At 63.1% G+C, this 25,280-nt stretch carries 20 protein-coding genes and 1 tRNA gene; 10 read left to right on the top strand and 11 right to left on the bottom strand.

The annotated features are described in order from the left end of the window. The first annotated feature begins 1 nt into the window (after window position 1). From ACS5Q0_RS19680 to ACS5Q0_RS19665, 4 genes are all read left to right on the top strand, one after another. Complete coding sequence (locus ACS5Q0_RS19680; protein WP_473128343.1) at window positions 2–955, top strand: type II secretion system F family protein; 954 nt, start codon at window positions 2–4, stop codon at window positions 953–955. Window positions 956–962: 7 nt separating this feature from the next. Further along, a complete protein-coding gene (locus ACS5Q0_RS19675) occupies window positions 963–1,895 on the top strand; it encodes a type II secretion system F family protein (RefSeq protein WP_473128342.1) in 933 nt (310 codons plus the stop codon). A gap of 12 nt (window positions 1,896–1,907) precedes the next feature. Next, on the top strand, window positions 1,908–2,393 hold the full coding sequence (locus tag ACS5Q0_RS19670) for a tetratricopeptide repeat protein (RefSeq protein ID WP_473128341.1): 486 nt from the start codon (window positions 1,908–1,910) through the stop codon (window positions 2,391–2,393). A 946-nt stretch (window positions 2,394–3,339) separates the two neighbouring features. Beyond that, window positions 3,340–3,900 carry a hypothetical protein gene (locus tag ACS5Q0_RS19665; RefSeq protein ID WP_473128340.1) on the top strand — a complete coding sequence of 187 codons (561 nt, stop codon included), beginning with the start codon at window positions 3,340–3,342 and terminating at the stop codon, window positions 3,898–3,900. Window positions 3,901–4,215: 315 nt separating this feature from the next. On the opposite strand, the gene ACS5Q0_RS19660 is transcribed toward ACS5Q0_RS19665, so the two are convergent. The 4 genes from ACS5Q0_RS19660 to ACS5Q0_RS19645 all read right to left on the bottom strand — a co-directional run bounded on the left by ACS5Q0_RS19660 (window position 4,216) and on the right by ACS5Q0_RS19645 (window position 11,844). Continuing rightward, the gene (locus ACS5Q0_RS19660) at window positions 4,216–6,330 is read right to left on the bottom strand and encodes an ATP-dependent helicase (RefSeq protein ID WP_473128339.1); all 2,115 of its coding nucleotides are present in this window, start codon (window positions 6,328–6,330) and stop codon (window positions 4,216–4,218) included. A 69-nt stretch (window positions 6,331–6,399) separates the two neighbouring features. Then, a complete protein-coding gene (locus ACS5Q0_RS19655) occupies window positions 6,400–9,678 on the bottom strand; it encodes an error-prone DNA polymerase (RefSeq protein ID WP_473128338.1) in 3,279 nt (1,092 codons plus the stop codon). Next, window positions 9,675–11,174: a DUF6504 family protein gene (locus ACS5Q0_RS19650; RefSeq protein ID WP_473128337.1), complete on the bottom strand. Its 1,500-nt coding sequence runs from the start codon at window positions 11,172–11,174 to the stop codon at window positions 9,675–9,677. Before ACS5Q0_RS19650 ends, ACS5Q0_RS19655 begins: the two co-directional genes overlap by 4 nt. Beyond that, complete coding sequence (locus tag ACS5Q0_RS19645; RefSeq protein WP_473128336.1) at window positions 11,092–11,844, bottom strand: ImuA family protein; 753 nt, start codon at window positions 11,842–11,844, stop codon at window positions 11,092–11,094. Before ACS5Q0_RS19645 ends, ACS5Q0_RS19650 begins: the two co-directional genes overlap by 83 nt. A 200-nt stretch (window positions 11,845–12,044) precedes the next feature. On the opposite strand from ACS5Q0_RS19645, the gene ACS5Q0_RS19640 reads away from it, so the two are divergent. Beyond that, window positions 12,045–12,284, top strand: coding sequence for a hypothetical protein (locus ACS5Q0_RS19640; RefSeq protein WP_473128335.1), 240 nt, complete (start codon window positions 12,045–12,047; stop codon window positions 12,282–12,284). A 122-nt stretch (window positions 12,285–12,406) separates the two neighbouring features. Here ACS5Q0_RS19640 and ACS5Q0_RS19635 read toward each other — a convergent pair whose 3' ends face one another. The 7 genes from ACS5Q0_RS19635 to ACS5Q0_RS19605 all read right to left on the bottom strand — a co-directional run bounded on the left by ACS5Q0_RS19635 (window position 12,407) and on the right by ACS5Q0_RS19605 (window position 19,802). After that, complete coding sequence (locus tag ACS5Q0_RS19635; protein ID WP_473128334.1) at window positions 12,407–13,414, bottom strand: 3'-5' exonuclease; 1,008 nt, start codon at window positions 13,412–13,414, stop codon at window positions 12,407–12,409. 879 nt (window positions 13,415–14,293) lie between these two features. Continuing rightward, window positions 14,294–14,367 (bottom strand) — tRNA-Gln (locus ACS5Q0_RS19630). A gap of 168 nt (window positions 14,368–14,535) precedes the next feature. Next, a complete protein-coding gene (gene ruvX, locus ACS5Q0_RS19625) occupies window positions 14,536–15,096 on the bottom strand; it encodes a Holliday junction resolvase RuvX (RefSeq protein ID WP_473128333.1) in 561 nt (186 codons plus the stop codon). A gap of 397 nt (window positions 15,097–15,493) precedes the next feature. Beyond that, window positions 15,494–16,630: an ABC transporter ATP-binding protein gene (locus tag ACS5Q0_RS19620; RefSeq protein ID WP_473128332.1), complete on the bottom strand. Its 1,137-nt coding sequence runs from the start codon at window positions 16,628–16,630 to the stop codon at window positions 15,494–15,496. Between the two features lie 111 nt (window positions 16,631–16,741). After that, a complete protein-coding gene (locus tag ACS5Q0_RS19615) occupies window positions 16,742–17,566 on the bottom strand; it encodes a carbohydrate ABC transporter permease (protein WP_473128331.1) in 825 nt (274 codons plus the stop codon). Beyond that, window positions 17,563–18,534, bottom strand: a complete 972-nt coding sequence (locus ACS5Q0_RS19610; protein ID WP_473128330.1) for a carbohydrate ABC transporter permease — start codon at window positions 18,532–18,534, stop codon at window positions 17,563–17,565. The genes ACS5Q0_RS19615 and ACS5Q0_RS19610 overlap by 4 nt, the downstream gene beginning before the upstream one ends. Before the next feature lie 2 nt (window positions 18,535–18,536). Beyond that, window positions 18,537–19,802, bottom strand: coding sequence for an ABC transporter substrate-binding protein (locus ACS5Q0_RS19605; RefSeq protein ID WP_473128329.1), 1,266 nt, complete (start codon window positions 19,800–19,802; stop codon window positions 18,537–18,539). Window positions 19,803–19,934: 132 nt separating this feature from the next. Here ACS5Q0_RS19605 and ACS5Q0_RS19600 point away from each other — a divergent pair, with 132 nt between their 5' ends. From ACS5Q0_RS19600 to ACS5Q0_RS19580, 5 genes are all read left to right on the top strand, one after another. Further along, window positions 19,935–20,636 carry a metal-dependent hydrolase gene (locus ACS5Q0_RS19600; RefSeq protein WP_473128328.1) on the top strand — a complete coding sequence of 234 codons (702 nt, stop codon included), beginning with the start codon at window positions 19,935–19,937 and terminating at the stop codon, window positions 20,634–20,636. Window positions 20,637–20,835: 199 nt separating this feature from the next. Then, the gene (gatC, locus tag ACS5Q0_RS19595) at window positions 20,836–21,123 is read left to right on the top strand and encodes an Asp-tRNA(Asn)/Glu-tRNA(Gln) amidotransferase subunit GatC (RefSeq protein WP_473128327.1); all 288 of its coding nucleotides are present in this window, start codon (window positions 20,836–20,838) and stop codon (window positions 21,121–21,123) included. 123 nt (window positions 21,124–21,246) lie between these two features. Continuing rightward, window positions 21,247–22,761 carry an Asp-tRNA(Asn)/Glu-tRNA(Gln) amidotransferase subunit GatA gene (gene gatA, locus ACS5Q0_RS19590; RefSeq protein ID WP_473128326.1) on the top strand — a complete coding sequence of 505 codons (1,515 nt, stop codon included), beginning with the start codon at window positions 21,247–21,249 and terminating at the stop codon, window positions 22,759–22,761. Between the two features lie 5 nt (window positions 22,762–22,766). After that, window positions 22,767–23,066, top strand: a complete 300-nt coding sequence (locus ACS5Q0_RS19585; RefSeq protein ID WP_473128325.1) for a hypothetical protein — start codon at window positions 22,767–22,769, stop codon at window positions 23,064–23,066. A gap of 547 nt (window positions 23,067–23,613) precedes the next feature. Beyond that, window positions 23,614–25,280 (top strand): calcium-binding protein (locus ACS5Q0_RS19580; RefSeq protein ID WP_473128324.1); only part of this gene is annotated, 1,667 nt, incomplete at its 3' end.

The following is a 25,280-nucleotide window of genomic DNA, read 5'->3' as shown; positions in this document are numbered from 1 at the left end:
GATGGTTGAGCCTTGGCTGATCTACTTCTCGATTTTCGCGGCGTGCTTCCTGCTCGTGCAGTTTGCCTATGTCTTCTTGACCGGCGACTTGGTGGCGCGTCGGCGCACCAGTCAGCGCTTCTCATCCATGAGCGGCTCGGGATCCCGGCATGACGAACGTAGGCTCGAAGTGGCCAAGCAGCGAAAGCTGGGAAACTTACTGGCCTTGGAGCCGTCGGGCAGGCTTCAGCTTCTCCTGCAGCAATCCGGGATGAGCCAGCGCCTGCCACAGATCGGGTTGGCTTTCATCGTTATCTGGGTAGCACTTTACATGGTGCTCCAGCTCCTGCTCTGGCGGTCTCTCGGAGTTGCCCTGGGCGGCGCAGGGGCGGCTCTGTCCATCCTGGGGTTGCTGCTCTTCATGCGAGCCCGTCGCATCGGGCGGTTCGCCGAGCAGCTCCCCGATATTCTCGATATTATCGTGCGGAGCTTGCGGGCCGGCCATCCTCTGCCCGTTTCATTGTCGCTCGTTGCGAGAGAAATGCCCGACCCGGCCGGGACTGAATTCGCGCTTGTCTTCGACGAGGTGACGTATGGCCGGGACATTCGCGAGGCTCTCGGCAACCTCTACCAGCGTGTCGGGTATGAGGACCTCGGCTTTCTGGTGACCTCGATCTCGGTCTCGTATCAGACGGGTGGCAACCTGGGAGACATATTGGCCCGCCTGGCAAAGATGCTCCGCGAGCGGTTTAGGATGAAGCGGAAGATCAAGGCCCTGTCCTCGGAAGGGCGGTTCAGCGCCGTGGCCCTCTCCCTGTTCCCGTTCGTGATGTACGGCATCATCAACCTGATCAATCCGAAATATTACGGTGCTGTAGCGGGGCATCCGCTCTTGAGCCTTGCTGCCGCCGCCGGAGCCTTGCTCCTGATTGCCGGCAACATCGTCATGTACAAAATGGTGAACTTCAAGTTCTGAGGCGGCAATGTCCAGTCAAATGCTCCTGTATTGGGCGATCTTAGGCCTCATCTTCGCCTGTGTTTCACTCGCATCTTTCGGCGGCGTCACGTTTGTTTTGCGCCGGAGCCGGCTTCGTCAGCGCTTCGGAGGCGTCGGGGCAGGCGGTGGAGTTGGAGGTGCGTCGCCTCCCGGCTCGCTCTCCAGGACCATTCAGGCCAAATTGGAGCCGGGCAAAATCGGCGTCGATGCCGAGGAGCAAAGAAGGCTCCGGACGGAGCTGATCAAGGCGGGGTATTTTTCACAGAATGCAGTGGCGGTCTTCATTGCTGCCAGGCTGCTGATCGTCATCGGCGCTCCCGCAATTTTCTATATTGCTACGTTCAATGCGCTGAGCCAATGGGCCCCCTTGGAGAAGTTCGGCGTCCTCGCCGGTGTCTTCATTCTTGCCTATTACCTGCCTAAGGCCTTTCTGGATCGCAGGCAGAGAATACTTCAGGAACGGTACCGTCTGGCGTTCCCCGACTTCCTGGATCTGCTGGTGGTCTGCGTCGATGCCGGTCTGAGCCTCGAGGCCGCATTGGAACGCGTTACGACGGAACTGGGCTCAAAACAGCCTGAGCTTCGGACCAATCTCGCACTCATGGCGGGAGAGACCCGGGCAGGACGTGGAACGATCGAGGCTCTCCATGGCTTCGCCGGTCGCCTGAACCTGGAAGAAGCCCGTTCGCTCGTCACTCTCCTGCAGCAGTCCCTTGAACTCGGTACAGACATTTCGCAAGCATTGACCACTTACAGCGAGGAAATGCGTGACAAGCGCATGGCCCGCGCCGAACAGAAGGCTTACGCGCTTCCCGTGAAGCTCGTGTTGCCATTAGGACTCTTTATCTTCCCTGTAATTATGATAGTCATTATGACGCCTGTGATCATAAGGCTTCTTCGAGTGGCAGATGCGTTCTAATGGCGGGGGGCGATGTATCGTTCAAGTATAGTGGCTGTAGTGCTGTCTGGGGCACTGCTGGCGGGCTGTCAATCTGTTGACGGCTCTGGAGGGAGCGTCTCTCTGAACGGGACAACTGTCGAGGAGGCGTTTGTCGCCACAGACCAACCCGAACGGGTCGGCAGGGAGCAGTTCGCCCGCGGGAACTATGCGTTGGCTGAACGCTATTTCCAAAGTGCGGTAGAGGCGGAGCCGCGGAATGGGGATGCGTGGCTCGGGCTCGCGGCAAGTTATGACCAGCTTGGCCGCTTCGATCTTGCTGACCGAGCATACGGTCAGGCAGTCAAAATCAAGGGCCCAACCCCTCAGGTGCTCAATAATCGGGGATACTCATATCTCCTGAGAGGAGATAGGGTTCAGGCTGAGCGGTATTTCCAAAGAGCCCGCTCGATCAATCCTCATGATCCTACAATCAATAATAATGTTACCCTAACGAGACTTGCCCCGGCTACCCTATAGCTTGATTTGGCGGTATCGTAAGTATCCTCTGTTACGCGGTCCCTCGCACAAGGCTGGCCGTCGATTGATGTTCGAACATTGTCGCTTATGCGTGTACTGCTATTACCCAATAGGCTTCCTGGCACAGACAGGGTGATTCTAATGCCGTGCTTCTTCCGATAGGCCTCGGAAGCTGTCGCGAAGTATTGGCTGCCGCTGTTCGCGTGACGGATCAGCCCCGATCCCCGATCGCCAGAAGCCTTGCATGATGGCTTGAGCGCCGGATTCTTATTGAGGCTGTCACTCGCCGCACAGCCAAGCACCGGCCGGGCGAGGGGGGAGAGGTCACGCCAAGATACAGCCGGCCCTCGCTTGCCCACACATACAAGATTACTGGGGTCCCATTTCTGGTTTGGGCGCCATCAGAACGGGCGGGGTGGCTGTTAGTAGTGAAGGAACGCTTCTAGCCGGCCCTGAGGCTATTCGCGCGCATCAGCCGATGTCCATCTCGTATCGCCCCCTGTCAGTCCCTTATCCTGAAACTCTTTGCAAAGTGTGGGGGCATGGAGATCCTCCTGTGTCATAATAATGCTTTCCATTGCTCCAAAGCAGGACGCGGTGGCCCTGGTCACGAAATCGGCGAGAGACTGCCCCGCGAACGGTGGATGGGCTCGCCGTGCCAACAGAGGCGCCGGAAACATCGTCCCGTGCGAAGTGGTCCGTGTCACGGCCCCATCAGCCTTGGCAGACAACAAGATGGATTATGCCTCCATCACCCGGATGTTCGAGCATGAGTAGCTGATGGCATAGCAGGCGACGCTTGCTCTTTCCGAAATGGAGCCCATTCAGGCCACGACCGCGCATTGACAATTGGTAAGAGCTTCCCCCGTATCATCCACCCGAGCCGGATCTCACGAACGATCATACCAAGATGAGAGGTTGGGAGCGGATGAAACGGTACCTGCTGATGCTTCTCAGCCTGCTGCTGACGCAGCCGGCAGCAGCCCAAAGTTTCGTGGTCGGGGAGGGGGGGTGGCAGCTTGAGCGCTTGGCGGATGATTTCGTGCTCCTGCGCACGGATATTCAGCAATTCGATGCGACTGGTCGGCTCTCCCGCCAGGGTCTCCTGATGCTCTCCTGCGAGCGGCAGGCCCGCCGCATCCGGTTTCAAATCGGCAATGCAGCACGTCTGGCCAGCACTCAGACATCAGAACTCGGGCGCGCCCTCGTGCGCGGCGAGCGTGAGGGCAAATCGCTGATGTTGAAGGCAGTGCGTCCGCAGGTGCGATCCTTTCAGGACGGCAGCTTTGAGTTCGTAGAGGCGGTGGGATTCAGCGACGCCATAATGCGCGACTTTCTAGGCCTGTTACAGGGGTTGCCGACGCAGCTTGAGGTCGTGCTGTTCAAGGGCGCAGAAACGAAGGCGTTCCTGCGCGGCACGGCACTCCGCTTCCACCTGGTGCGCCTCAAGGACGGATTAGGAGATGTCTATGGCTTTGAGGGATTGTGCTTTCGTGGGTTAAGATGAAGATCATTGAGAGCCACTATGTGATACGCTGCGTTCAGAGCTGCCTGAGTTGAGCACCTTCAGCCCTCGTTAGGCTGGGGCATTACCTAGGGCTCTGTTGGGACGACCAATGTAGCGAGCGTTCTGAGTTTCTAAGCGGTCGCTGCCGGCAGGGACTCATCCTGAGCCCCGCAAGGACCGCGCAGCCGCAGACAGCCCATCTTCAGGATCCGCTTGTTTCGGCTCAAGAGCGGGATGCCGGGCTTTCTCCGACGGTGGGGAAACAACTCGTATAATTGGATGAGCATTGTCCTAAGATTGATGATCCCGCCCTTGCTATCGCCACATGCCTCGCATCTTCGCACCAACATCAACCCGAATGTTTCTCGGTGTCGCGGATACGGCAGTTGAATCCGGTACAGCCAGGGGCCACGACACGCGCTCGAACAGTTTCAGAAGCGCGCTGGGAATGAAGCGGGTGCGGGCGGCATAGACATGACGGTCGCCCGTGGCGGATTGCTGGTGCGTGAAGAACCGCTGCGGCACGATGAGATGAAGGTGATCCTTGGCGCGGGTCATCGCGACGTATAGCAGCCGGCGCTCCTCCTCGATTTCGGCCGTGGTGCCGGTGCCGAGATCGGACGGGATGCAGCCATCGACCACGTTCAGGACGAACACCGACTTCCACTCCTGTCCTTTGGCGGAATGGATCGTCGACAGGATCAGATAGTCCTCATCGCGCAGAGGCACGCCGGCCTGATCGCTCGTGGCATCCGGCGGATCGAGCGTGAGCTCCGTGAGGAAACGCTCGCGCGACGGATAGCCGGCCGCGATCTGCTCCAGCTGGATCAGGTCGGCTTTGCGTGTTGTGGCATCCTCATGCATGCGATCGAGGTGCGGCTCGTACCAGGTCCGCGCGCGCTCAAATTCCGCCGGCCAGCCTGCCGTGCCGGCGCGTAGCTGTGCAATCACGTCGACAAAGGCATGCCACGCGTCGCCTGCCCGGGGCGGGGCAGGGGCTTCCATCAGGGCTTGGATCGGATCGGCGGCATTATGCATGTAATCGAGCACCCGCTGGGCCGAGGTCGGGCCGACGCCGGGCAGAAGCTGCATCAGGCGGAACCCGGCAACCCGGTCATGCGGGTTCTGAGCGAACCGCAGCAGAGCGAGCAGGTCCTTGACGTGAGCGGCGTCGAGGAACTTGAGGCCGCCGAACTTCACGAAGGGAATGTTGCGCCGGGTGAGCTCCACCTCCAGCGGACCGGAGTGGTGCGAGGTCCGGAACAGCACCGCCTGCTGCTTGAGGCTCATGCCGCTCTCGCGGTTCGCCAGCACCTGCTCAACCACGTAGCGGGCCTGGTCGGCCTCATCGCGCACGGCCACCAGTTGCGGGCGCTCGGCGGAAGCCCGGTCGCTCCAGAGATTCTTCGTGAAGCGTTCGGAAGCCAGCTCGATCACCGCATTGGCGGCGGCCAGGATCGGCTGGCTCGAACGATAATTGCGGTCGAGGGTAACAATCTCGGCCGGCGGGCTGAACCGGGCGGGAAAGTCGAGGATGTTGCGGACCGTCGCCGCCCGGAAGGAATAGATCGATTGGGCATCGTCCCCGACGACCGTGAGGCCCTGACCGCTTGGCTTGAGGGCAAGCAGGATCGAGGATTGGAGCCGGTTGGTGTCCTGGTATTCGTCGACGAGGACATGGTCGAAGCGCCCGCCGAGTTCGGCGGCGATCGAGGGCTCGGCCACCATTTGGGCCCAGTAGAGCAGAAGGTCGTCGTAATCGAGGACGTTCTGGCGCTGCTTGGCCTCGACATAGGCGGCAAAGAGCTGGCGCAGCTCGGCGGCCCAGCCGGCGCACCACGGGTAAGCCGTTCTCAGCACCTCATCGATGGTCGTCTCGGCATTCACGCAGCGTGAGTAGATCGCGAGACAGGTGCCCTTGGCAGGAAAGCGGTTCTCCGTTGTGGAGAAACCGAGGTCGTGCCGGACGAGGTTCATCAGATCCGCTGAGTCCTCCCGGTCATGGATGGAGAAGGCGGGGTCCAGGCCGATTTCAGGCGCATAGTCGCGCAGGAGCCTGGCGCCGATGCCGTGGAACGTGCCGGCCCAGGTGAGGGCGTCGGTCATCACACCTGCGCTCTGGCCTAGAACCTGTCCGGCGATCCGCTCGACCCGGCGCGCCATCTCGGCCGCGGCCCGGCGGGAGAAGGTCAGGAGGAGGATGCGGCGCGGATCGGCGCCGTTGACGATCAGATGGGCCACACGGTGGGCGAGGGTGTTGGTCTTGCCTGATCCCGCCCCGGCAATGACCAGCAGCGGCGCAGCCGAATGTGAGCCATTGGCCGAGACGCCGTGCTCCACCGCCTGACGCTGCCGGGGATTGAGCTGATCGAGATAGGCAGGGTTCGCGGACACGGTCGAATCATTCCTTTGAGCCACTATAGATCCCATTCCCCGCTTTGTTCGCAACGACCGGCTCGTCGCGCCCGAGGGCTCGGCGTGACCACCGGCTGGTCGTCATCAACGAAAGTTTCGCGTCGCCACCTTGATCACGGTCCCATGGTCGAGATCTGTCTCGCCGGCCCCGGGCTTTTGAATGGCTTCATGTGGTCGGCTGCGGACCCAATCACGTGTGCCGATCCTTGCCTCGTCCCCGCGTCCGCTCCGCAGCCGCAATTCGCCATCGCGATCGGCGACCGAGCGCAGGAGGTCCGACAGGTCGATGAAGTGCTCGGCGACGAGATGCGTGACGCCGCCTTCGCGCTGGAGCCGACCCCGGCAGCCGATCATCCCGGAGGACAGGATCAGCCGCCGGTGCTTTTCGAACACGGCGGACCAGATCACGATGTTCGCCACCTCGGCCTCGTCCTCGATGGTCATGAAGGTCACGCCCTTGGCCGATCCCGGCTTCTGGCGCACCAGCACGAGCCCTGCCACCGTGACCCTCTGGCCGTCCCTGACGTGCTGGAGATCGGCGCAGGAGCGGATGCGTCGTTCCGTCAATTCCTGACGCAGGAAAGCGAGGGGATGCCGGCGCAGGGTCACGCCCTTCGAGCGGTAATCCTCCACGACCTCGCGGCCCTCCGTCATGGGCGCGAGATCGACGGCAGGCTCCGCCGCCTCGGACCGGATGACCCGGTCCCGCTCGTCGGCAGCGGCAAACAGCGGCATGACCTCGTCCGACAATCCCTTGATGGTCCAGAGCGCGTCGCGACGGTTCACCCCGATGGAGCCGTAGGCATCGGCGTCGGCGAGGCGCTCGAGAGCGGAGACCGGAATGCCGGCTCGTCGCCACAGGTCCTCGATGGACGTGTAGAGGTGCTCTGCCCGGGCGAGCGGGATCAGGCCGCCATCGACGTTCGCCAGACCATGCACCATCCGGAAGCCGAGCCGGACGGCGAAACATCTCGGGTTTCCGGTCGGCTCCAGAGTGCAATCCCAGCGGGAATGGTTGATGTCGACAGGGCGCACCTCGATCCCGTGCGCTTTTGCATCCCGCACCAGCTGGGCGGGCGCATAGAAGCCCATCGGCTGCGCGTTCAGGATGGCGCAGCAGAACACGTCCGGGTGGTGGCACTTCAGCCAGGACGAGGCATAGGCGATCTTGGCGAAGCTCGCTGCGTGGCTTTCCGGAAAGCCATAAGAGCCGAAGCCCTCCAACTGTTTGAAGGTACGCTCGGCAAAGGCCGCATCGTAGCCGCGAGAGACCATTCCCGTGATCAGCTTCTCGCGGAACTTCGAGACGCCGGCCGTGAGCTTGAAGGTCGCCATGGCGCGCCTGAGCTGGTCGGCTTCCGAGGGTGAGAACCCGGCGCATTCGATCGCCACCCGCATCGCCTGCTCCTGGAAAAGCGGCACCCCAAGCGTCTTCTCCAGCACGCGCCTGAGCTCCTGGCGCGGGTATTCGACCTCCTCACGCTTCTCACGCCTGCGGAGATACGGATGCACCATGTCGCCTTGGATCGGACCGGGGCGGACGATCGCCACCTGAATGACGATGTCGTAGAAGGTCTTCGGCTTCATCCTCGGCAGCATCGCCATCTGGGCGCGGCTCTCGATCTGGAATGTGCCCACCGTGTCGGCCTTCCGGATCATGGCGTATGTGGCCTTGTCCTCGCCCGGGATCGTGGCGATGTCGTAGCTCTCGCCCTTGTGCTCGCGCAGGAGATCGAAGGCGCGGCGCATGCAGCCGAGCATGCCGAGACCAAGCACATCGACCTTCATGAATTTGAGGGTGTCGATGTCGTTCTTGTCCCACTCGATCACCTGCCGGTTTTCCATCGCGGCCGGCTCAATGGGGACCAGTTCATCGAGGCGGTCTTGTGTGAGCACGAAGCCGCCCGGATGCTGCGAGAGATGGCGCGGGGCGCCAATGAGTTCGCTGGCGAGTTCCAGCGTCATCCGCAGGCGCGGATCGTCGAGGTTGAGATTGAGTTCCTTCGCCTCCTTACCCGACACGCCATCATTGCCCCAGCCCCAGACGAGACCGGCCAATCCCGCCGTTACGTCCTCGGGCACGCCGAGCGCCTTGCCGACCTCGCGCACCGCGCCCCTGGCGCGGTAGCAGGACACGACGGCGGTGAGCGCCGCGCGATGGCGGCCATAGGTGTCGTAGATCCACTGGATCACCTCCTCGCGCCGCTCGTGCTCGAAATCGACGTCGATATCCGGCGGCTCGCGTCGCTCCTGGCTGACGAAGCGTTCGAAGAGCAGATCGTGCTCAGTCGGGTTGATCGAGGTGATGCCGAGGACGAAGCATACGGCGGAGTTCGCCGCCGAGCCACGCCCTTGGCACAGGATGCTGCGAGACCTGGCGAACGACACGATGGCATGCACGGTGAGGAAGTAGGGGGCGTATCCGAGTTCCTCGATCAGACGCAGCTCATGACAGCAGGTCGCAGCGACCACATCCGGAACGCCGTCTGGGTAGCTGTGCCGGGCTCCCTCCCAGGTCAGCCGCTCCAGCTTCTCCTGCGCGGTCTCGCTGCCTTCCGTTTCGGATGGGTACTGGTAGCGCAGTTCGTCGAGCGAGAAAGTGCAGTGCTCAAGGATCTCGCGGATGCGCCTGAACGCTTCGGCATGGCGCTCGAAGAGCCGCTCCATCTCGACGGGATCCTTGAGGTGGCGGTCGGCATGACGCTCAAGACGATAGCCCGCCTCGTCGATGGTGCAGCCTTGCCGGATGCAGGAGACCACATCCTGCAAGCGACGGCGGTCGGGATGGTGATAGAGAATATCCCCCATGGCGATGGCCGGCACCCGGGCCGCCTGCGCCGCTTGCTCGATGTCATGGAGGCGCAGGTGCTCGTTGGGAGCAAAACGCCGGATCAGGGCCATGTAGGCGCGGTTGCCGAATGTGCTTCTGAGACGGACGAGATTGGCCCTGAGTGTGTCGTCAGCGTGGTCGCCCAGCAGAACAGCGAGAAACCCCTCGTTCCAGGCTATCACATCATCCCACGTGAGATGGCACTGCCCCTTGCCGCCGCGGCTCTTGCCGAGGCTGAGCAGCCGGCACAGGCGGGAATAGGCGCTCCGATCCGTGGGATAGACGAGGAGCGACGTGCCATCGTTAAGATCGAGACGACAACCGACGATCAGCCGCACGCCCGTGTCCCGCGAGGCCTCGTAGGCGCGCACGATCCCGGCCAGCGAGTTGCGGTCGGTGATGCCGAGCGCTGATAGGCCGAGGAGCTTGGCCTGCTCGAACAGCTCCTGCGGGCTCGATGCGCCGCGCAGGAACGAAAAGTGGGTGGTGACCTGAAGCTCGGCGTAGATGGGATCAGCAGAGTGCTCACTCATGCGAAGAACCCATGCATCCACCAGCGCCCACCTTCGGCGGTGGGCGCATCGCGGAAGACCCAGAAGCGGCCGCCCTGTTCGGTCTCGACGCGATAATAATCGCGGGCGGCTGAACCCTTGTCGCCGTTCCACCATTCCGGCGTGATGCGCTCGGGACCGTCGGCCTTGGCAACCGTGTGCCGAACCTTTCGCCAGATGAAGAAACGCGGCGGATGATCGGGCAAGAGGGCGGTTGCCACCACGGGCTCCGGTGGATCGAGAAGGCGCGTGGGGCGTGGAAGGTTCTCGGGCCAGACCGAGCCTGTCGGTGGCGCGAGCGCCGGGATCTTGCGCGCCATGCGTTCGGGGACGAGGCTTTGCACGGGCGAGAGCCGATAAACTTTCTTCATGCCGATACGGGCGCCGAGCCGATCGACGAGCTGGCCCATGTCCGCTTCGCCCATCTCGTCGCCAAGACCGCGCGCCTGGACCTGTGTCTCCGTCAGAGGCTCGACCTTGCTCGCGACGAGCACGATCTCCTCGATGCCGAAGCCGGGATCGACGGTTTGCAGCCGCTCGTCGAAGAGTTTCGCGAGATGCGCCGCATCCCGGTTGGCTTTCGCGGTTCCGATCCGCAGACAAGCGCTCTTCTGGTCGATTCGTTGGCACAAGAGATCGAGACGGCGCACGCCTTCTCCGCGCCGCTCCAGTTGTCGGCACAGGTCCTGGACCAGGCGCAGCACCACGGCCTTGAGATCCTCAAGCCTGCCGATCGGCTCCGCGAAGACACGAGCTGCTGTCGGCATTTCCTTGGGAACGAGCGGTGTGATCGGCTCGAAGACATGGCCCATGGCCTGATCGAGCCGCAGCGCCACATCCCGTCCGAAGCGACGGACCAGAGGCGCGCGCGGCATGGCGGCAAGCTGGCTGACCCTCTCGATGCCGAGCCGGTGCAGGGCACTGAGCTTGTCGACAGGGATCCTCAGAGCGCGAATCGACAGAGCCGCCACAGCATCTACGGTGCGGCCCGTCGGCACGACGCCAGCGGTTCCATAGCGGGCCATCGCCCACGCCGCTCCCGGCGCATCCGCGACGGCCGCTTTGGCTGTGATGCCCTGCCGCGTCAGGCGGCCAGTGAGGTCATCGACCAATGCCTCCTCGCCGCCGAAGAGATGCGCGGCGCCCGCAATGTCGATCCAGAGCCCGTCCGGCAGGTCGGGCGCCACCACAGGCGAGTAGTTGATCGCCCAGCGGGCGAGCTCGCGTAAGGATGCCTCATCCTCGTCTGGAGTGGCCTCGACGGCATGCAGGTTCGGCACCAGAGCCTGCGCCTGGGCGAGCGGCATGCCGACATGCAGGCCCGCCTCCTGGGCTGCCGCACAGGCCGAGCGGATCATGCGGCGCGATCCGACCGTGTGCACGGTCACGAGCGGCTCATGACGCGGCGGCTCTCCGGTCCGCCGCCTGATCCGATCGGTCGGCCAGGTCGGCAGGTAGAGCGAGACGACCCTTCGCATCGCAGGCCTCCAGAATCCAGGTACGGGGTTCAGCGCCACGGCAGCGCAGGAGTTCGACTTGCCAGCGTTCCCGTCCGAGACCGGGAGCCGGCATGAGTTCGGACGGGGCAGGGGCGATGCGCCAGCGCGTCACGGCTGCCGTTGGCAGATGAACCAGATCCTTCTCGGCGACGGTCCACCAGCGTCGAATGACCAGGGCGGTCACACCCGTGGCTTCAGCCGCCAGCTGCAAACGGCGCGAGGCGGTGAGCCCCATATGCGTGACCTCGCCCACGACGGCTGCCAACCCCTTCTCGCGCAACCCTTCCTCGATCAGGGGCAGGATTTCCCGCTCGCGCTCTGCTTCGGCATAGATCACACGGTCGGGATGCAGACCGGCGCGCAGGAGACCGGGAGCGAACAGGTCCCGACGCGTCAGGCACCAGAGGACAGGGCCCTTGAGACGGGCGACGATCCCTGCGGTGAAAAGTGTCGTGCAGCCTGCGAACTCCGAAGCAAGTCCCGCCTCGATCATCTCGTGCAGAGCGCCCCGCGCGAGGCCGCCGCCGGGAAGATGGCCGTCGATCTCAAGGAGACCGAAGGGCAGGGGCTTGGTTCTGTTGAAGCTGCCTTCGTACCGGGCAATCCGAAGCCGTAATTCGGTAAGCCTGTCCTGTTGCCCGGCATGCATGGCCCCGTGCCCGTTCGTGTTCGCGTTGAGAATGTTCCCATTATGTTCTCGTTACGTCATGAGTCAAATACACGCACCAGTCGTTGTGAATTTTGGGGAGAAGGGTGTTACGAGAAGCTGGTCAACAGGCCTGAGCACGGGCGCGAAGCGGTATGATTTGCCGCCATAACAAGAGCGGGGCACGGATGCTGTTTTCATGGATGAAACTGGCCGTTGAGACGAACAGGCTGGCTCTGGAGTCTCAGATCGTCATCTGGACCCGACTGACCCAGATCGCCCGCGGCCAGGGCACGCCTGCCGAGTCCATGCTGATGGTGACGGAGAAGATGGCCGCCTTTGCCGAGGCTTCTGCAACGATGGCGACAGGCGGTTCGGCCCGCAAGGTGGTCAAGGGCTATCGCAAGCGTGTGCGGGCGAATGTGAAGCGTCTCAGGCGCTGACAGCGGCGGACATCCTCATTCGGCTCCTGTGTAGCCGTGCAAGGTCAGAGAAAATCCAGGCGATTGTCGGCCGCAGGAGGGCATTGAAGCCCTGAATGCCCTCATGGCGCACCGAGAAGGCGTTAGGTGGCAGCGCGAAACCGCTCGAAGGCGGTGATCCGCTGGCTGAACGGCTCTACGTCCCGGCGATAGATCTCCTGCCGCAGGAACGTCAGTTCAGCCTCATACGCTTCCTCGGTGATTTCAATGAACCAGGACTTGGGCCGGCCGTCTGCGCCGTCATTCCAGCGATAGCCGCGCTTCTTGAGCGCGTCCTTCATCTCGAAGGGGCTGCCTTCCGCCCAGATCCGCAGCACGGCTTTGCGCGCCGACGTCAGAAGATGAGACATGGCGCAGCCCGCATCGCCAGGCAGGGGAGCAGCCAGCACCTCCAGAAGGGCATGGCAGTCCTCGACCGCGCGATGACCCTGATGAAACCAGCCGCATTGAGACAGGAGGTAACCAAGCTTCGAGCCCTCGAAGCCGAAGTCCGACCAGGATATCTCCGCATGGGAGCAGGCCCACGCCTTCTGGGAAAAGCCCGAAACCAAACGCTCGCAGAAGGGCCGATCAAAGCGGGCATTATGGGCGATCACCAGATCGGCCGGTTGGATGAACGCTTCGACGGCAGCCAAATCGATCGTCTGCCCCTTCACCATGTCGGGAGTGATCCCGGTCAGGCGCGTGATCTCGGGTGTGATCGGGACCGAGGGCTCCCGCAGCGCATTGAATGTGCCGGTGACATGACCGATGCGGCCGTCCTGGTCATACGAGAATGCCACGATGCCGATTTCGATGACTTCGTCTCGAGTGTGGTCCAGACCCGTGGTTTCGGTATCCACAATGATGGCGAGCCTTTCGCCCGGCGCTGCGATGCGGGATGCGATCACAGGCCGGGGCAGAAGGCGGCGCAGGATGCGATACTGCCCGCTTGCCTCCAGGGCATTGGCTGCCGTCTCGAAGTCGACAGGGGCAAGATGGAAGGGACGCTTGTGCCCCTGCGGCTTGACTTGAATGTCAGAGGTACTGAGCTTTCGGATCGGCGCCGCCGCCTCGTCCAATCCAGGAAACAGATCAGCCTGTCTCTGCATTCAGCCCCACTCCTGCAGCACTCATTCTGGTGCGATGTCGATGAATGCTGGAAACCGTAGAACGGCACTGGTCTCCGTTAGGTTAAGGAGACGAAACGAGGCCTGCCAGTATGACGGGAATCTGCATCGATGATCGGGATCGGGTGTCTGGCGCCCCTTGTATTGTTCGTGCTGGGAGCCCTCGTCGGGCATTATGCGCTGGGCTCTTCCGGTGTGGCCTGGGGGGCTGGCATCGGGTTCGCTTTGGGAGTGGCTGTGCTGGGGCTCTTGGGTTGGGCTCTCAGCAAGGCGAGGAAGCGGTGAGCTGGCTATGCTGCGCAGCAGCGTCGCCTTTGGGTTCACCTGGATAGGTATCGTCGGTGCGCGGACAGCGATTCACAGCAGATGGCTGATCCAGGATGTCCAGTGGGCGAGATGAGAAGAATCAGAGGGCATGCGCTCTGGCTCATGCGCTTCGCCAGCCGCTGATCCCGCCGACACGCGCAGAGCTGTCGAGCCATTTTGACGGCATTTCCCCACAGCAGTGCAGATCGTGCGGGTGACGCACAGACCAAATGAGGAATCAGTGTGGTCCTCAGTGCTCCTGCTCGGTCTGTAATGGAATTGCTAAAATCGGATCGATGTCGAGCTTCATGTGAACGGGCTCCAGGACAGGCCCTGGAACGAAGAATGCAATGTTCGAGATCAGAGGCATGGTGGCCTCTCAGGAATCCACAAGGAACCTATAGCAAAGCCTGGAGGATCGGCAGAGCCGTCCAGCATGAGCGTGGAGGCTCATCGAACCTGCGACCCTTGTCCTCGCAGTGACATGGCGGTGACATAGCCGGCCCGCCAAGTGACATTGCTTGTAAATTTCTCAGAGAAGTCAGTCGCTTAGAGTGGCTGGGGGACCTGGATTCGAACCAAGACTAACGGAGTCAGAGTCCGCTGTTCTACCATTAAACTATCCCCCACCGAAGGTCTCGTGCCGTTTGAAACTCCGGAAGACGAAGGCTCCGGGCCGTGCGGCGAACTCAGCGAGTGCCGGTCAGATAGGCTGCTTTTTCCGGGGCGTCAACCCCATTTGGCGGCTTTCTGACATCCGAATGACAAGCTCGCGAAGCTTGGCGCTTGAGAGGGGGTCAATCGTCCAGCGCGCCGCTCTCCGGAGGCGCGTCGAGACCCGAATCCGACCGGTATTCGGCCTCGTCCTCCGCCGCTTCCGCATCCGCCATGATCCGCTCGTAGCGGTCGAGCGCTCCCTGCAGGATGTAGGCGGCCGCCATCTTGTCCACCGCGTCGGCGCGCTTGGCGCGGGAGGTGTCCGCGTCCAGGAGCGTGCGGGTGACCACCATGGTGGACATGCGCTCGTCCCAAAACAGCACCGGCAGCGGGAGGAGGGGCTTCAGGTTGCGCGTGAAGGCCCGGGTTGCCTGCGAGCGGGGCCCCTCTGACCCGTCCATGTTGAGGGGAAGGCCGAACACGAGCCCGCCGACCTCGAAGCGCTCCACCAGCGCCTTGATCTGCTGCGCGTCGGGGGTGAACTTCACCCGCTTGATCGTCTCCAGCGGCGTCGCGATCCGCCTCTCCACATCCGAGAGAGCAAGGCCGATGGTCTTGGTGCCGAGATCGACGCCCATCAGGCGCGCCCGGGGGCTTAAGGCCTCCATGAAGGCGTTCAGCTCGTCGTCCTTCGAGATCATGGGCGCCTCCTCGCGTCGCAGCCTTGAGACAGCCAGTATAGAGGAACTCGGCCCGCGTCGAGACGGGCGGTTCACGGCGCTCGCCGTCACCCTGCGGGGAGAGGCTCATCAAAGGAGGCGGACGCGTCTCTCCCGCTTGCGCAGGGAGATAAAGGTGAGAGGAATGCGACCGCGCAAACCTCAAATCGAATGGCTCTCCGTCATCCCCGGGCTTGTTCCGGGGATCCACGTCTGATGACGTGACGGCTCCTTAAGACGTGGATGGCCGGGTCAAGCCCGGCCATGACGGTCCAGGTGATGCGTCGGGCGCCGACTTTGCACCCCTGCCTGTCCCTGCAGGAAGAGGGAACTGCTTGCGCATGTCATCTCCGGTCGGAGACGACATTGATCGTCAAGGTCAGGCAGCCTTGCTGCTCACGCCGGGAGAGGGGGGCGCGGGGTCCCTGTTCTCCGTCAGGAACGGCAGAGCCTCGCCCGATTCCTTGAACAGGTGGCAGGATTGAGGGGCAAGCGCGAGGGAGATCTCCTGGCCGACCTGATGATGGGCGTCACCCGGTTCGCGGACGGTCAGGTGTCGCTCCTTGCCGAGATCCACATAGAGCAGGTGGTTCTCGCCCAGTTCCTCCACCAGCGCGACGCGGCCGGCAAGGGCGCCGTGCGGCGACACCTTCACGTGATCCGGGCGGATGCCGAGCGTCACGGCTTCGCCCGCGCGCACACCCTCGGATGAGACCGGAACGGTGATCGTGCCGGCATCAGGCAACTGGACCTGCACGCCGTCCGCGCCCATATGCGAGACAACGCATCGGATGAAGTTCATCTGCGGCGAGCCGAGAAACCCCGCCACGAAGAGGTTGGCGGGGCGGTGATAGAGTTCGAGCGGCGTCCCCACCTGCTCGATGCGCCCCGCGTTGAGCACCACGATCCGGTCGGCGAGCGTCATCGCCTCCACCTGATCGTGGGTGACGTAGATCATCGTGGCGTGGGTATCCGCGTGCAGCTTCGCAATCTCGATGCGGGTCTGCACGCGAAGCGCCGCGTCGAGGTTCGACAGCGGCTCGTCGAAGAGAAAGACCTTCGGGTCGCGCACGATGGCCCGGCCGATGGCGACGCGCTGGCGCTGCCCGCCGGAGAGTTGCCGGGGCTTGCGGTCGAGCAGATTCTCGATCTGCAGCATGCGCGCGGCCTCGCGCACTTTCGCGTCGATCTCAGCCTTGGAGGATTTCGCAAGCTCCAGCCCGAAGGCCATGTTGTCGTAGACGTTCATATGCGGATAGAGCGCATAGGACTGGAACACCATCGCGATGCCGCGCTTGGCGGGCGCGAGATCGTTCACCCGCTCTCCGCCGATGAAGAGATCGCCCGATGTGATGTCCTCGAGCCCTGCGATCAGGCGCAAAAGGGTGGATTTTCCGCAGCCCGAGGGGCCGACGAAGACGATGAACTCGCCGTCTCTGATCTCCAGGTCGACGCCGTGGATCACATGGGCCCTGCCGAAGGATTTGCGGACGTTCTTGAGAGCGACATCAGCCATTGCGATACTTCCTCGAAACCAGAGCCGTTTCCCCTTGCGTGGAATCAGCTCTTTTCTTTGCCTTGCCGCATTTTGAGGCGGCGAACCGGATCCACTTCGCCGAAAAATGCTCTATCCCTTGACCGCGCCCGCGGTGAGCCCCGCCACGATCTTGCGCTGGAAGACGAGCACCAGCGCGACGATGGGCAGCGTCACGATGACCGAGGCCGCCATGATGGTGCCCCAGGGCAGTTCGTAGGCCGTCGAGCCGCTCATGAGCGCGATGGCGGGGGGCACCGTGCGCTGTTCGTTCGTCAGGGTGAAGGTGAGGGCGAAGAGGAACTCGTTCCAGGAGACAATGAAGGCGAGAAGGCCCGTAGTCACGGCGGCCGGCATCATGAGCGGCAGGAAGACCCGGCGCACCACGATCCAGGGCGTCGCGCCGTCGACGAAGGCCGCCTCCTCGATCTCCTTCGGCAATTCGCGCATGAAGGTGGTGAGCACCCAGACCGTGAAGGGCAGGGTGAGCATGAGATTGGCGAGGATCAGGCCGGGCAGCGTGTTGTAGAGGCCGAAGCTTCTGATCAGCTCGAACATGCCGGACAAAACCGCCACCTGCGGGAACATGGAGACCGCGAGGATGGTCATGAGCAGCAGCGAACGGCCCTGGAAGCGGATACGCCCGAACGCATAGGCCGCCGTAATCCCGAGCGCGAGCGACAGGGCCACCACGGACGCTGCCACGATGACGGAGTTGAGGATATTGGTGCCGAAGGGCTGGCGCTCGAACACGGCGACGTAGTTGGAGACATCCAGCCGCTCCGGGAGATAGGCGACCGTGAACAGATCCGAGCCCGATCGGAAGGACGAGATCACCGCGTAATAGAACGGAAAGATCGAGAACAGGCCGATGACGGCGACGAGCAGCCAGAAGCCGATGCGGGTGAGGATCTTCAACGGGTTTCTCCTCCCAGCCGGACCCGTCCCGCCACCATGGTGACGACGATGAGAAGGGCGATGATGAGGAAGATGAGGGTGGAGGCCGCCGAGCCGAGGCCCACCTCCTGGAAGTCCACGAGCTGCTGGCGCGCATAGACCGACATGGACATGGTGTCTCGCGAATTGGCGGTGAGCACGTAGATCAGGTCGAAGACTCGTAGTGCATCGAGCGCGCGGAAGATCACCGCGACGAGAAGGGCGGGCCTGATGAGCGGCAGCGTCACCCGGAAGAACACCTTGACGGGATGGATCCCGTCCACCTTCGCGGCTTCGTAGATGTCGCCCGGCAGCATCTGGAGCGCGGCGAGGATGAGCAGCGCCATGAAAGGCGTGGTCTTCCACACGTCCACCATGACCACGGTCCACAACGCGGTGTCCGGGTCGGCGGTCCAGGTGATCGGCGCGGCGATCAGCCCGATACGCAGGAGCATGTCGTTGATCACGCCGAACTGGTCGTGCAGCATCCAGTTCCACATCTTGGCCGAGACCACGGTCGGGATCGCCCAGGGGATGAGGATGACCGCGCGCATGATGCCGCGTCCCGGGAAGGACGCGTTGAGGATCAGCGCCACGATTGTGCCGAGCACGGTCTCGATCGACACGGAGACGGCCGTGAACCACACCGTGTTCCACACCGAACGCCACCAGTCGGGATCGGTCAGAAGGCCGAGCCACTCGCCGTCGTAATTGGCGATGTAGTTCTCGAAGCCGATGAATTGATAGTCGTTGAGGCTGTTGAGGTTGGCGTCCGTGAAGCTGAACCAGATGGTCCGCGCGAGCGGCCAGCCCGCGATGAGGGCGAGCACGATCAGGGTCGGCGCAATGAAGAGCCACGCCGCCCTCACGCGCGAGCGGGTCAGGGCAGAGCGGCTCGCCCGCGCGGGGCCATGCGCCGGACTGGTTGCGGGGAGCGCGGCGCGGGACATGCTTACTGCCAGCCATTGCGCTTGATCCGCTTCAGGTCGCGATCGAGGCGGTTTAGCGCCTGTTCGGGCTGGGCACGCTTGGAGAGCACCTGATGGACCGCGTTGAAGAACTCGGTCGAGACCTTGTTGTAGTTCTGGCCCGTGACGGTCGCAGGGCGGGCGACCGCGTTCGAGAAGACGTCCGCCAGCTCGCCGATGAACGGATTCGCCTTGGCGATGTCGGGGTCGCCGTAGAGCGAGACGATGGTGGGGTTGAACGATCCCTGAATTGCCCGGCGCTTCTGCTCCTGCTGGCCCGTCAGGTACATGACGAGGTCGATGGCCGCGTCGGCGTTCTTCGAATACTTGGACACGGCGAGCAGCTGGCCGCCCAGCGTGCCCGCATGGTGTCCGTCAGCGCCGCCCTTCGGCAGCGGCGCGATGCCGACCTTGTCCTTGATGGTGCTGTCCCCGCCCTGCGCCAGCGCCCAGGCATAGGGCCAGTTGCGCATGAAGACGGCATTGCCCGCCTGGAAGACGCCGCGAGCCTCCTCTTCCGTATAGTTGAGCACGCCCTCCGGCGTGATGGCGCCGACCCAGCCCGCCGCAATTTTGAGGGCCTCGGCGGCCTTCGGATTCTCGACGGTGATCTCGCCCTTCTCGTCGATGATGGTGCCGCCGTTGAAGGAGGCGATCCATTCGAGGGCGTTGGTGGTCAGGCCCTCATAGGCGCGACCCTGCCAGACATAGCCCCAGAAGTCGCTCTTGCCCTCCTTGCGCTCGCCTTCCTGGACGATGCGCGCGGTCTCGGTCAGGTCGGCCCAGGTCTGCGGCACGGGGCGCTTGTACTTGTCGAGCAGGTCCCGGCGGTAATAGAGCAGGCCCGCATCGGCGAACCAGGGCATGGCCATGAGCTTGCCGTTCACCTGGCTCGTTTCCGCCATCGCGGGCAGATGCTGGCCGATCTCGCCCTGGGCCTTCGCGGTGAGGTCCTGCAGGTGCTGGCCGAGAATGCCCGTCCACACCACGTCGATCTGGAACACGTCGATGTCGCCCGCGCCGGCGGCGAGCAATTGCTGGTACAGCGCCAGGCGCTCCGTGGCGGAGTTGGGCGTCGACACGATCTTGACCGTGTTGCCGGTCTTGCTCGCCCAGGCGTCGACGCCTTGCTTGCAGATCTCGTATTCCTGGCCCAGCGCGCTGCACGAAATGGAAATCTCGACGGCGGAAGCGCTCCCCGCGGCGAACAGGCCGGCCGTGACGGCGAGGCTGGCGATCAGGCGTGACATGGCTATCCTCCAACAGGCTTGGCGGTTATTGCTTAGCTTCTTAAGCTCAGGGGCCTGTGTTTTGTTCCTCCGGAACGTGGCCGGCCGACGGCCTTGCCCCATCTTCATGCTCGTTTCAGCGAAGGTGCCCACATGAAAATCACTTGGTATGGACATTCCGCCTTCCGGCTCGATTTCGCCGACAAGGCCGTGCTCATCGACCCGTTCTTCACCGGCAACCCCGCTTTCGAGGGCGACCGGGCGAAGATCACCGAAGGGGTCAGCCACATCCTCATCACCCACGGCCACGGCGATCACGTCGGTGACACCGTGGAGATCGCGAAGGCGACGGGCGCGAAGGTCGTCACCAATTTCGAACTGTGCATGTACCTGACGAAGCAGGGCGTCCAGAACGTCGATCCCATGAACACGGGCGGGGCCACGGACCAGGGCGGCTTCACCGTCACCCTGGTGCGGGCGGACCACTCGTCCGGCCTCGTGGAGATGGACGTGAACTTCCCCTTGGGTTCCGCCAACGGGATCATCGTGAAGGCTCCGGGGGAGCCGACAATCTACCATATGGGCGATACGGATATTTTCGGCGACATGGCCCTGATCGCCGAGATCCACCAGCCGGACATCGCCATGGTGCCGATCGGCGACCGCTTCACCATGGGGCCGGAGGTGGCGGCGCTCGCCGTCGAGCGCTACTTCGGTAACCTGAAGGCGGCGATCCCCTGCCACTACGCCTCCTTCCCGCCGCTCGTGCCCGATGCGGACCGTTTCGTGGCGGCCCTGGAGGGCAAAGGCGTTCAGGTCGTGGTGCCGCACAAGACCGTGGCGGTGAGGATTTGAGGGCCTCTGTCTTTCCCCGTCATGGCCGGGCTTGACCCGGCCATGCACGCCTGTGCAGCGTGAGAAGACGTGGATGCCCGCAACAAGTGCGGGCATGACGATATCGAGTGGACAATTGGCGTTCAATATCCGCCGTTGCCCCCCGAGGCGGGCGGGTGCTATAGCCCGCGGACGCTATTTCCAAGGGGTATGACCATTCATGTCGGTCGATGAGAAAACGGTCCGCCGCATCGCCCATCTGGCGCGCATTGCCGTGACGGATGAGGAGGTGCCTCACCTCCAGGGTGAACTCAACGCGATTCTCGCCTTCGTCGAGCAGCTCAACGAGGTGAACGTGGACGGCGTCGAGCCCATGACCTCCGTGACGCCCATGACCATGAAGAAGCGCCAGGACGGCGTGACCGACGGCGGCTATCCGGAAAAGATCGTCCAGAACGCCCCCGCCACGGAGGACAGCTTCTTCCTGGTGCCGAAGGTGGTTGAATAAGGCGGCAGCCTTCTTCAGCCATCCCCGGGCAAGCGAAGAGCGCCCCGGGGAGCTCCCGCAGAACAAGGCGTGGATGGCCGGGACGAGCCCGGCCATGACGTCGAGATTAAGAGATCCAGTCCCGTGACCGAACTGACCCATCTCACGATTGCCGAGGCCCGTGACGGCCTGAAGGCCAAGACCTTCTCGGCTACCGAGCTCGCGCAGGCCCATATCGCCGCCGTCGAGAAGGCGAGGGCGCTCAACGCCTATGTGCTCGAGACGCCCGAGAAGGCGCTCGCCATGGCCAAGGCCTCCGACGAGACGATCGCCAAGGGCGAGGCCCGTCCGATGGAAGGCATTCCGCTGGGCATCAAGGACCTGTTCTGCACGGAGGGCGTGGTGTCCACCGCGGCTTCCAAGATCCTGGGCAATTTCAACCCTCCTTATGAATCCACCGTCACCCGGAACCTCTGGAACGACGGCGCGGTGATGCTCGGCAAGCTCAACATGGACGAGTTCGCCATGGGCTCCTCCAACGAGACCAGCGCCTTCGGGCCGGTCGTGTCGCCCTGGCGGCGCGAGGGCTCGAACGTGAGCGCGGGCGCTTCCGGTGCGATCGAGGGCACGCATCTGGTGCCCGGCGGCTCATCCGGCGGCTCGGCGGCGGCCGTGGCCGCGCATCTCTGCCTCGGCGCGACCGCGACCGATACCGGCGGTTCGATCCGCCAGCCCGCCGCCTTCACCGGCACGGTCGGCATCAAGCCGACCTATGGCCGCGTCTCCCGCTGGGGCACGGTGGCCTTCGCCTCGTCCCTCGACCAGGCGGGCCCGATCACCCGCACGGTGCGCGACGCTGCCATCATGCTGCGCTCCATGGCCGGTCCCGACGCCAAGGACACCACCTGCGTGGACCTGCCGGTTCCGGATTTCGAGGCCGCCGTCTCGCGCGGCGTGAAGGGCCTGAAGATCGGCATTCCGAAGGAATACCGGGTCGACGGCATGTCGCCGGAGATCGAGAAGCTCTGGCAGCAGGGCACCGAATGGCTGCGCGCCGCGGGCGCCGAGATCGTCGAGGTCTCCCTGCCGCACACCCAATACGCGCTGCCCGCCTATTACATCGTGGCTCCTGCCGAGGCGTCCTCGAACCTCGCCCGCTACGACGGCGTGCGCTACGGCCTGCGCGAGAACGGCAAGGACATCGTCGAGATGTACGAGAAGACCCGCGCCGCCGGTTTCGGCCGCGAGGTCAAGCGCCGCATCATGATCGGCACCTATGTGCTCTCGGCGGGCTATTACGACGCCTATTACGTGCGCGCCCAGAAGATCCGCACGCTGATCAAGCGCGACTTCGAGGAGGTCTACGCTCAGGGCGTCCACGCGATCCTGACGCCCGCCACGCCGTCCGCCGCCTTCGGCATCGGCGAGAAAGGCTCGGGCGATCCGGTCGAGATGTACCTCAACGACATCTTCACGGTGACCGTGAACATGGCGGGCCTTCCGGGCCTCGCGGTTCCGGCCGGCCTCGACTCGCAGGGCCTGCCCCTCGGCCTCCAGCTCATCGGCCGCGCCTTCGACGAGGAGACCCTCTTCGCCGTCGGTCAGGTGATCGAAGAGGCCGCCGGCCGCATCGCACTGCCCCGGCCCTGGTGGGCTTGAGCCCCGTGGGTCCGACCGTCCCCGTCATCCACCTCTGGGACTGGCTGCCCGCAGCGTTCGACCCGGTGCTGATCCTGGTCGCCGTATGGCTGGGCTGGAAGGCCGACCAGTTCGGCAAGGTCGCGATCGCCGCCTTCGCGGCGCTCGGCCTGTCGATCCTCGTGTCGTGGGCCATCAGCAGCCTTGGCATCCCCTGGATCGCGCCGGTCCGCGCCGATGCGCTGACGCTCTTTCCCGTGCGCTTCATCGCCGCCGTCCTCTGGGCGGCCGGAGCTTACGCCTCGCAGCGGATCCTCAAACGGTAGAGCGATTTCGAAGAGACCGCCCGGTCCAAGAAGCAAAGGCAAAGTCGACGGTCTTGTGCCGGGTTCGACATCCATGAGGCGTGTCTAGGGACACGAAGCGTCGATGAAGGCGATCAACTCGCCATCGGCTGCGATGATGGTCGGCCTCCGCCGCACGGTTCTCACCGCAGCCATTGCGGAGGATCCGTCTGCGCCGAATTAAATAGAAATATTGGCAACATAATAGGAATTTTTATGTGAATCTATGCACCTTTGGTTGTATTGTTATTGCGTATATAAATTCATAGGAATTAATTGCTTATATAGATACAGCTACGGGCGCCAATAAGGGGGAAAAATGACGACTTCGACGGAAACATTGCGTGATGCTTTCGATCGGCTCATGCAGCTGGCAACGGGTGGAACCTCGTCCCCAGACGGCAGCGGATGGGGTACCGGCGATGATCCGCGCGTAGGCGGTGGGTCTGACGGCGGCTCCGGTGAGGCAGGCTCTTGCACAGGCGGCTCTGGCGCAGGCGGCTCCGGTACAGGCGACTCTGGCACCGGCTTGCCGTCGACCCAGGTTGGCGGTGGTTATTACGACGAAAATGGGGTGTATATCGATGCGGTGTACGCGCCACGGGAATCAACATCGACAGAGCCTCCTCAAGCAATTTTATTGCCGAAGTACCCGGAGCAGCTAGAAGTCGGCCAATACGATGCCTGGATAATTCATTCCCAATTCTTTGGCGGAGATAGGCCTAGTTACTTTGGTGAGACGATATCGCCCGATTCAGCTCCTCCACCTGCCACAACCCCACACTATACGGGCAATCGGCAATGGGCTGACCCCAAACCTTGGCTTTTTGGTACCACTCAAGACGGTAGGCCAATATACATATGGGATAATCTCGTTACTCCAGCCGATGTAGAAATCGTTCAATTGGAGGGAGGGTGGATCGCAAGAGTCTTTCTCACTGGGGATGGTAAAATCCTCAAAATAGATTACAACCTGCTTCAGACTACGAACGGGACAACTTATCGATATCATGTTGAAGACAATGAGCCTGATGAATGGCTCCCGAGGGATACTTACGAAATTGAAGTAATCAATGATGCGGGACATTACAGGCATAATCCCGACGATTGGCATCTCACCGACCGCACCCCGGTGATCGATATGCTCGGGGAAGCCTTGGGAGTGTGGGGAGCCACTGCTCCCGCTGAGGCCCGAAACGAACTCATCGATGCCGCGATCCATGGCTCTACCGATCCGTTGGTAAATGCAGCCCTCGATCTGGAATGGCTCATGTATGGAACGGCCGCCTTTCCGGATGGCCGTTATGGCGGTGTTTTCGTGGATTGGGAAAACGTTGTCCGGACAGGTGATGGACCGATCGAGGCGCCTTCGGAAGGATCGGTGAATCAGCAAGGCCAGATTCTCATTAGAATGAGAGGAACCGATGTCGACGATCTGCTCCAGGGTGCCAATATCATGGCGGGCATGGGCGGCAATGATATCCTGATCGGCACCGCCAGAGCCGATATCCTGGATGGCGGCGACGGGAATGATGTTCTGGCGGGCGGTGCAGGAGCGGACATCCTTTCCGGTGGTTCGGGCGTTGACACGGTGAGCTATGCCACGAGCCAGCCCGGCATCAACGGTGAAGGCATCCGGATCAATCTGGCGACGGGCGTGGGCACCAACGGCGATGCCCATCTGGACCTTCTTCGGGACATCGAGAACGTGGTCGGCAGCGCCGGCAACGACTTCATCAGCGTCGGCAACGATGTCTACGCCGATTTCGACGGCGCCGATTACATGGCCCAGAACCCGGATCTCGCCGCCTATGCGGCGCAGAACGGCCTCGATCCGCAGGCCTGGGGCTTCCATCACTGGCGCTATTTCGGCAGCGTCGAGGGCCGCAGCGGCGGCTGGCACGGGCAGAGCCAGGGGCCCGGCGCGGATTGGGGCACCAGCTTCGATGCGCAAGGCTATCTCGCGGCCAATCCCGACATCAAGGCCTATATGGACGCCAACCAGCTCGACATCGGCTTTGCCTATCACCACTGGGTCGCCTGCGGCCGCGACGAGGGCCGCACCGGCGCGCGCAAGGCCGCGGGCGCGGTGATCGACGGCGGCGCGGGCAGCGACGTGATCGTCGGCGGCCTCGCCAGCGACGTGCTCTATGGCGGCACCGGCGCCGACACGCTCGACGGCCACGATGGCCAGGA

Source organism: Microvirga sp. HS2, assembly GCF_055792805.1.
Note: the sequence above shows the minus strand (reverse complement) of the source record. Positions and strands in the feature narration are given on the sequence as shown.

Coding starts and splice junctions, on each gene's coding strand:
- ACS5Q0_RS19660 (WP_473128339.1), bottom strand. CDS start 6,330: ATGGGATCTATAGTGGCTCAAAGGAATGATTCGACCGTGTCCGCGAAC.
- ACS5Q0_RS19620 (WP_473128332.1), bottom strand. CDS start 16,630: ATGGCTGATGTCGCTCTCAAGAACGTCCGCAAATCCTTCGGCAGGGCC.
- ACS5Q0_RS19610 (WP_473128330.1), bottom strand. CDS start 18,534: ATGTCCCGCGCCGCGCTCCCCGCAACCAGTCCGGCGCATGGCCCCGCG.
- ACS5Q0_RS19680 (WP_473128343.1), top strand. CDS start 2: ATGGTTGAGCCTTGGCTGATCTACTTCTCGATTTTCGCGGCGTGCTTC.
- gatC (WP_473128327.1), top strand. CDS start 20,836: ATGTCGGTCGATGAGAAAACGGTCCGCCGCATCGCCCATCTGGCGCGC.
- ACS5Q0_RS19655 (WP_473128338.1), bottom strand. CDS start 9,678: ATGAGTGAGCACTCTGCTGATCCCATCTACGCCGAGCTTCAGGTCACC.
- ACS5Q0_RS19635 (WP_473128334.1), bottom strand. CDS start 13,414: ATGCAGAGACAGGCTGATCTGTTTCCTGGATTGGACGAGGCGGCGGCG.
- ACS5Q0_RS19605 (WP_473128329.1), bottom strand. CDS start 19,802: ATGTCACGCCTGATCGCCAGCCTCGCCGTCACGGCCGGCCTGTTCGCC.
- ACS5Q0_RS19675 (WP_473128342.1), top strand. CDS start 963: ATGTCCAGTCAAATGCTCCTGTATTGGGCGATCTTAGGCCTCATCTTC.
- ACS5Q0_RS19645 (WP_473128336.1), bottom strand. CDS start 11,844: ATGCATGCCGGGCAACAGGACAGGCTTACCGAATTACGGCTTCGGATT.
- ACS5Q0_RS19665 (WP_473128340.1), top strand. CDS start 3,340: ATGCTTCTCAGCCTGCTGCTGACGCAGCCGGCAGCAGCCCAAAGTTTC.
- ACS5Q0_RS19670 (WP_473128341.1), top strand. CDS start 1,908: ATGTATCGTTCAAGTATAGTGGCTGTAGTGCTGTCTGGGGCACTGCTG.
- ACS5Q0_RS19640 (WP_473128335.1), top strand. CDS start 12,045: ATGAAACTGGCCGTTGAGACGAACAGGCTGGCTCTGGAGTCTCAGATC.
- ruvX (WP_473128333.1), bottom strand. CDS start 15,096: ATGATCTCGAAGGACGACGAGCTGAACGCCTTCATGGAGGCCTTAAGC.
- ACS5Q0_RS19650 (WP_473128337.1), bottom strand. CDS start 11,174: ATGCGAAGGGTCGTCTCGCTCTACCTGCCGACCTGGCCGACCGATCGG.
- ACS5Q0_RS19600 (WP_473128328.1), top strand. CDS start 19,935: ATGAAAATCACTTGGTATGGACATTCCGCCTTCCGGCTCGATTTCGCC.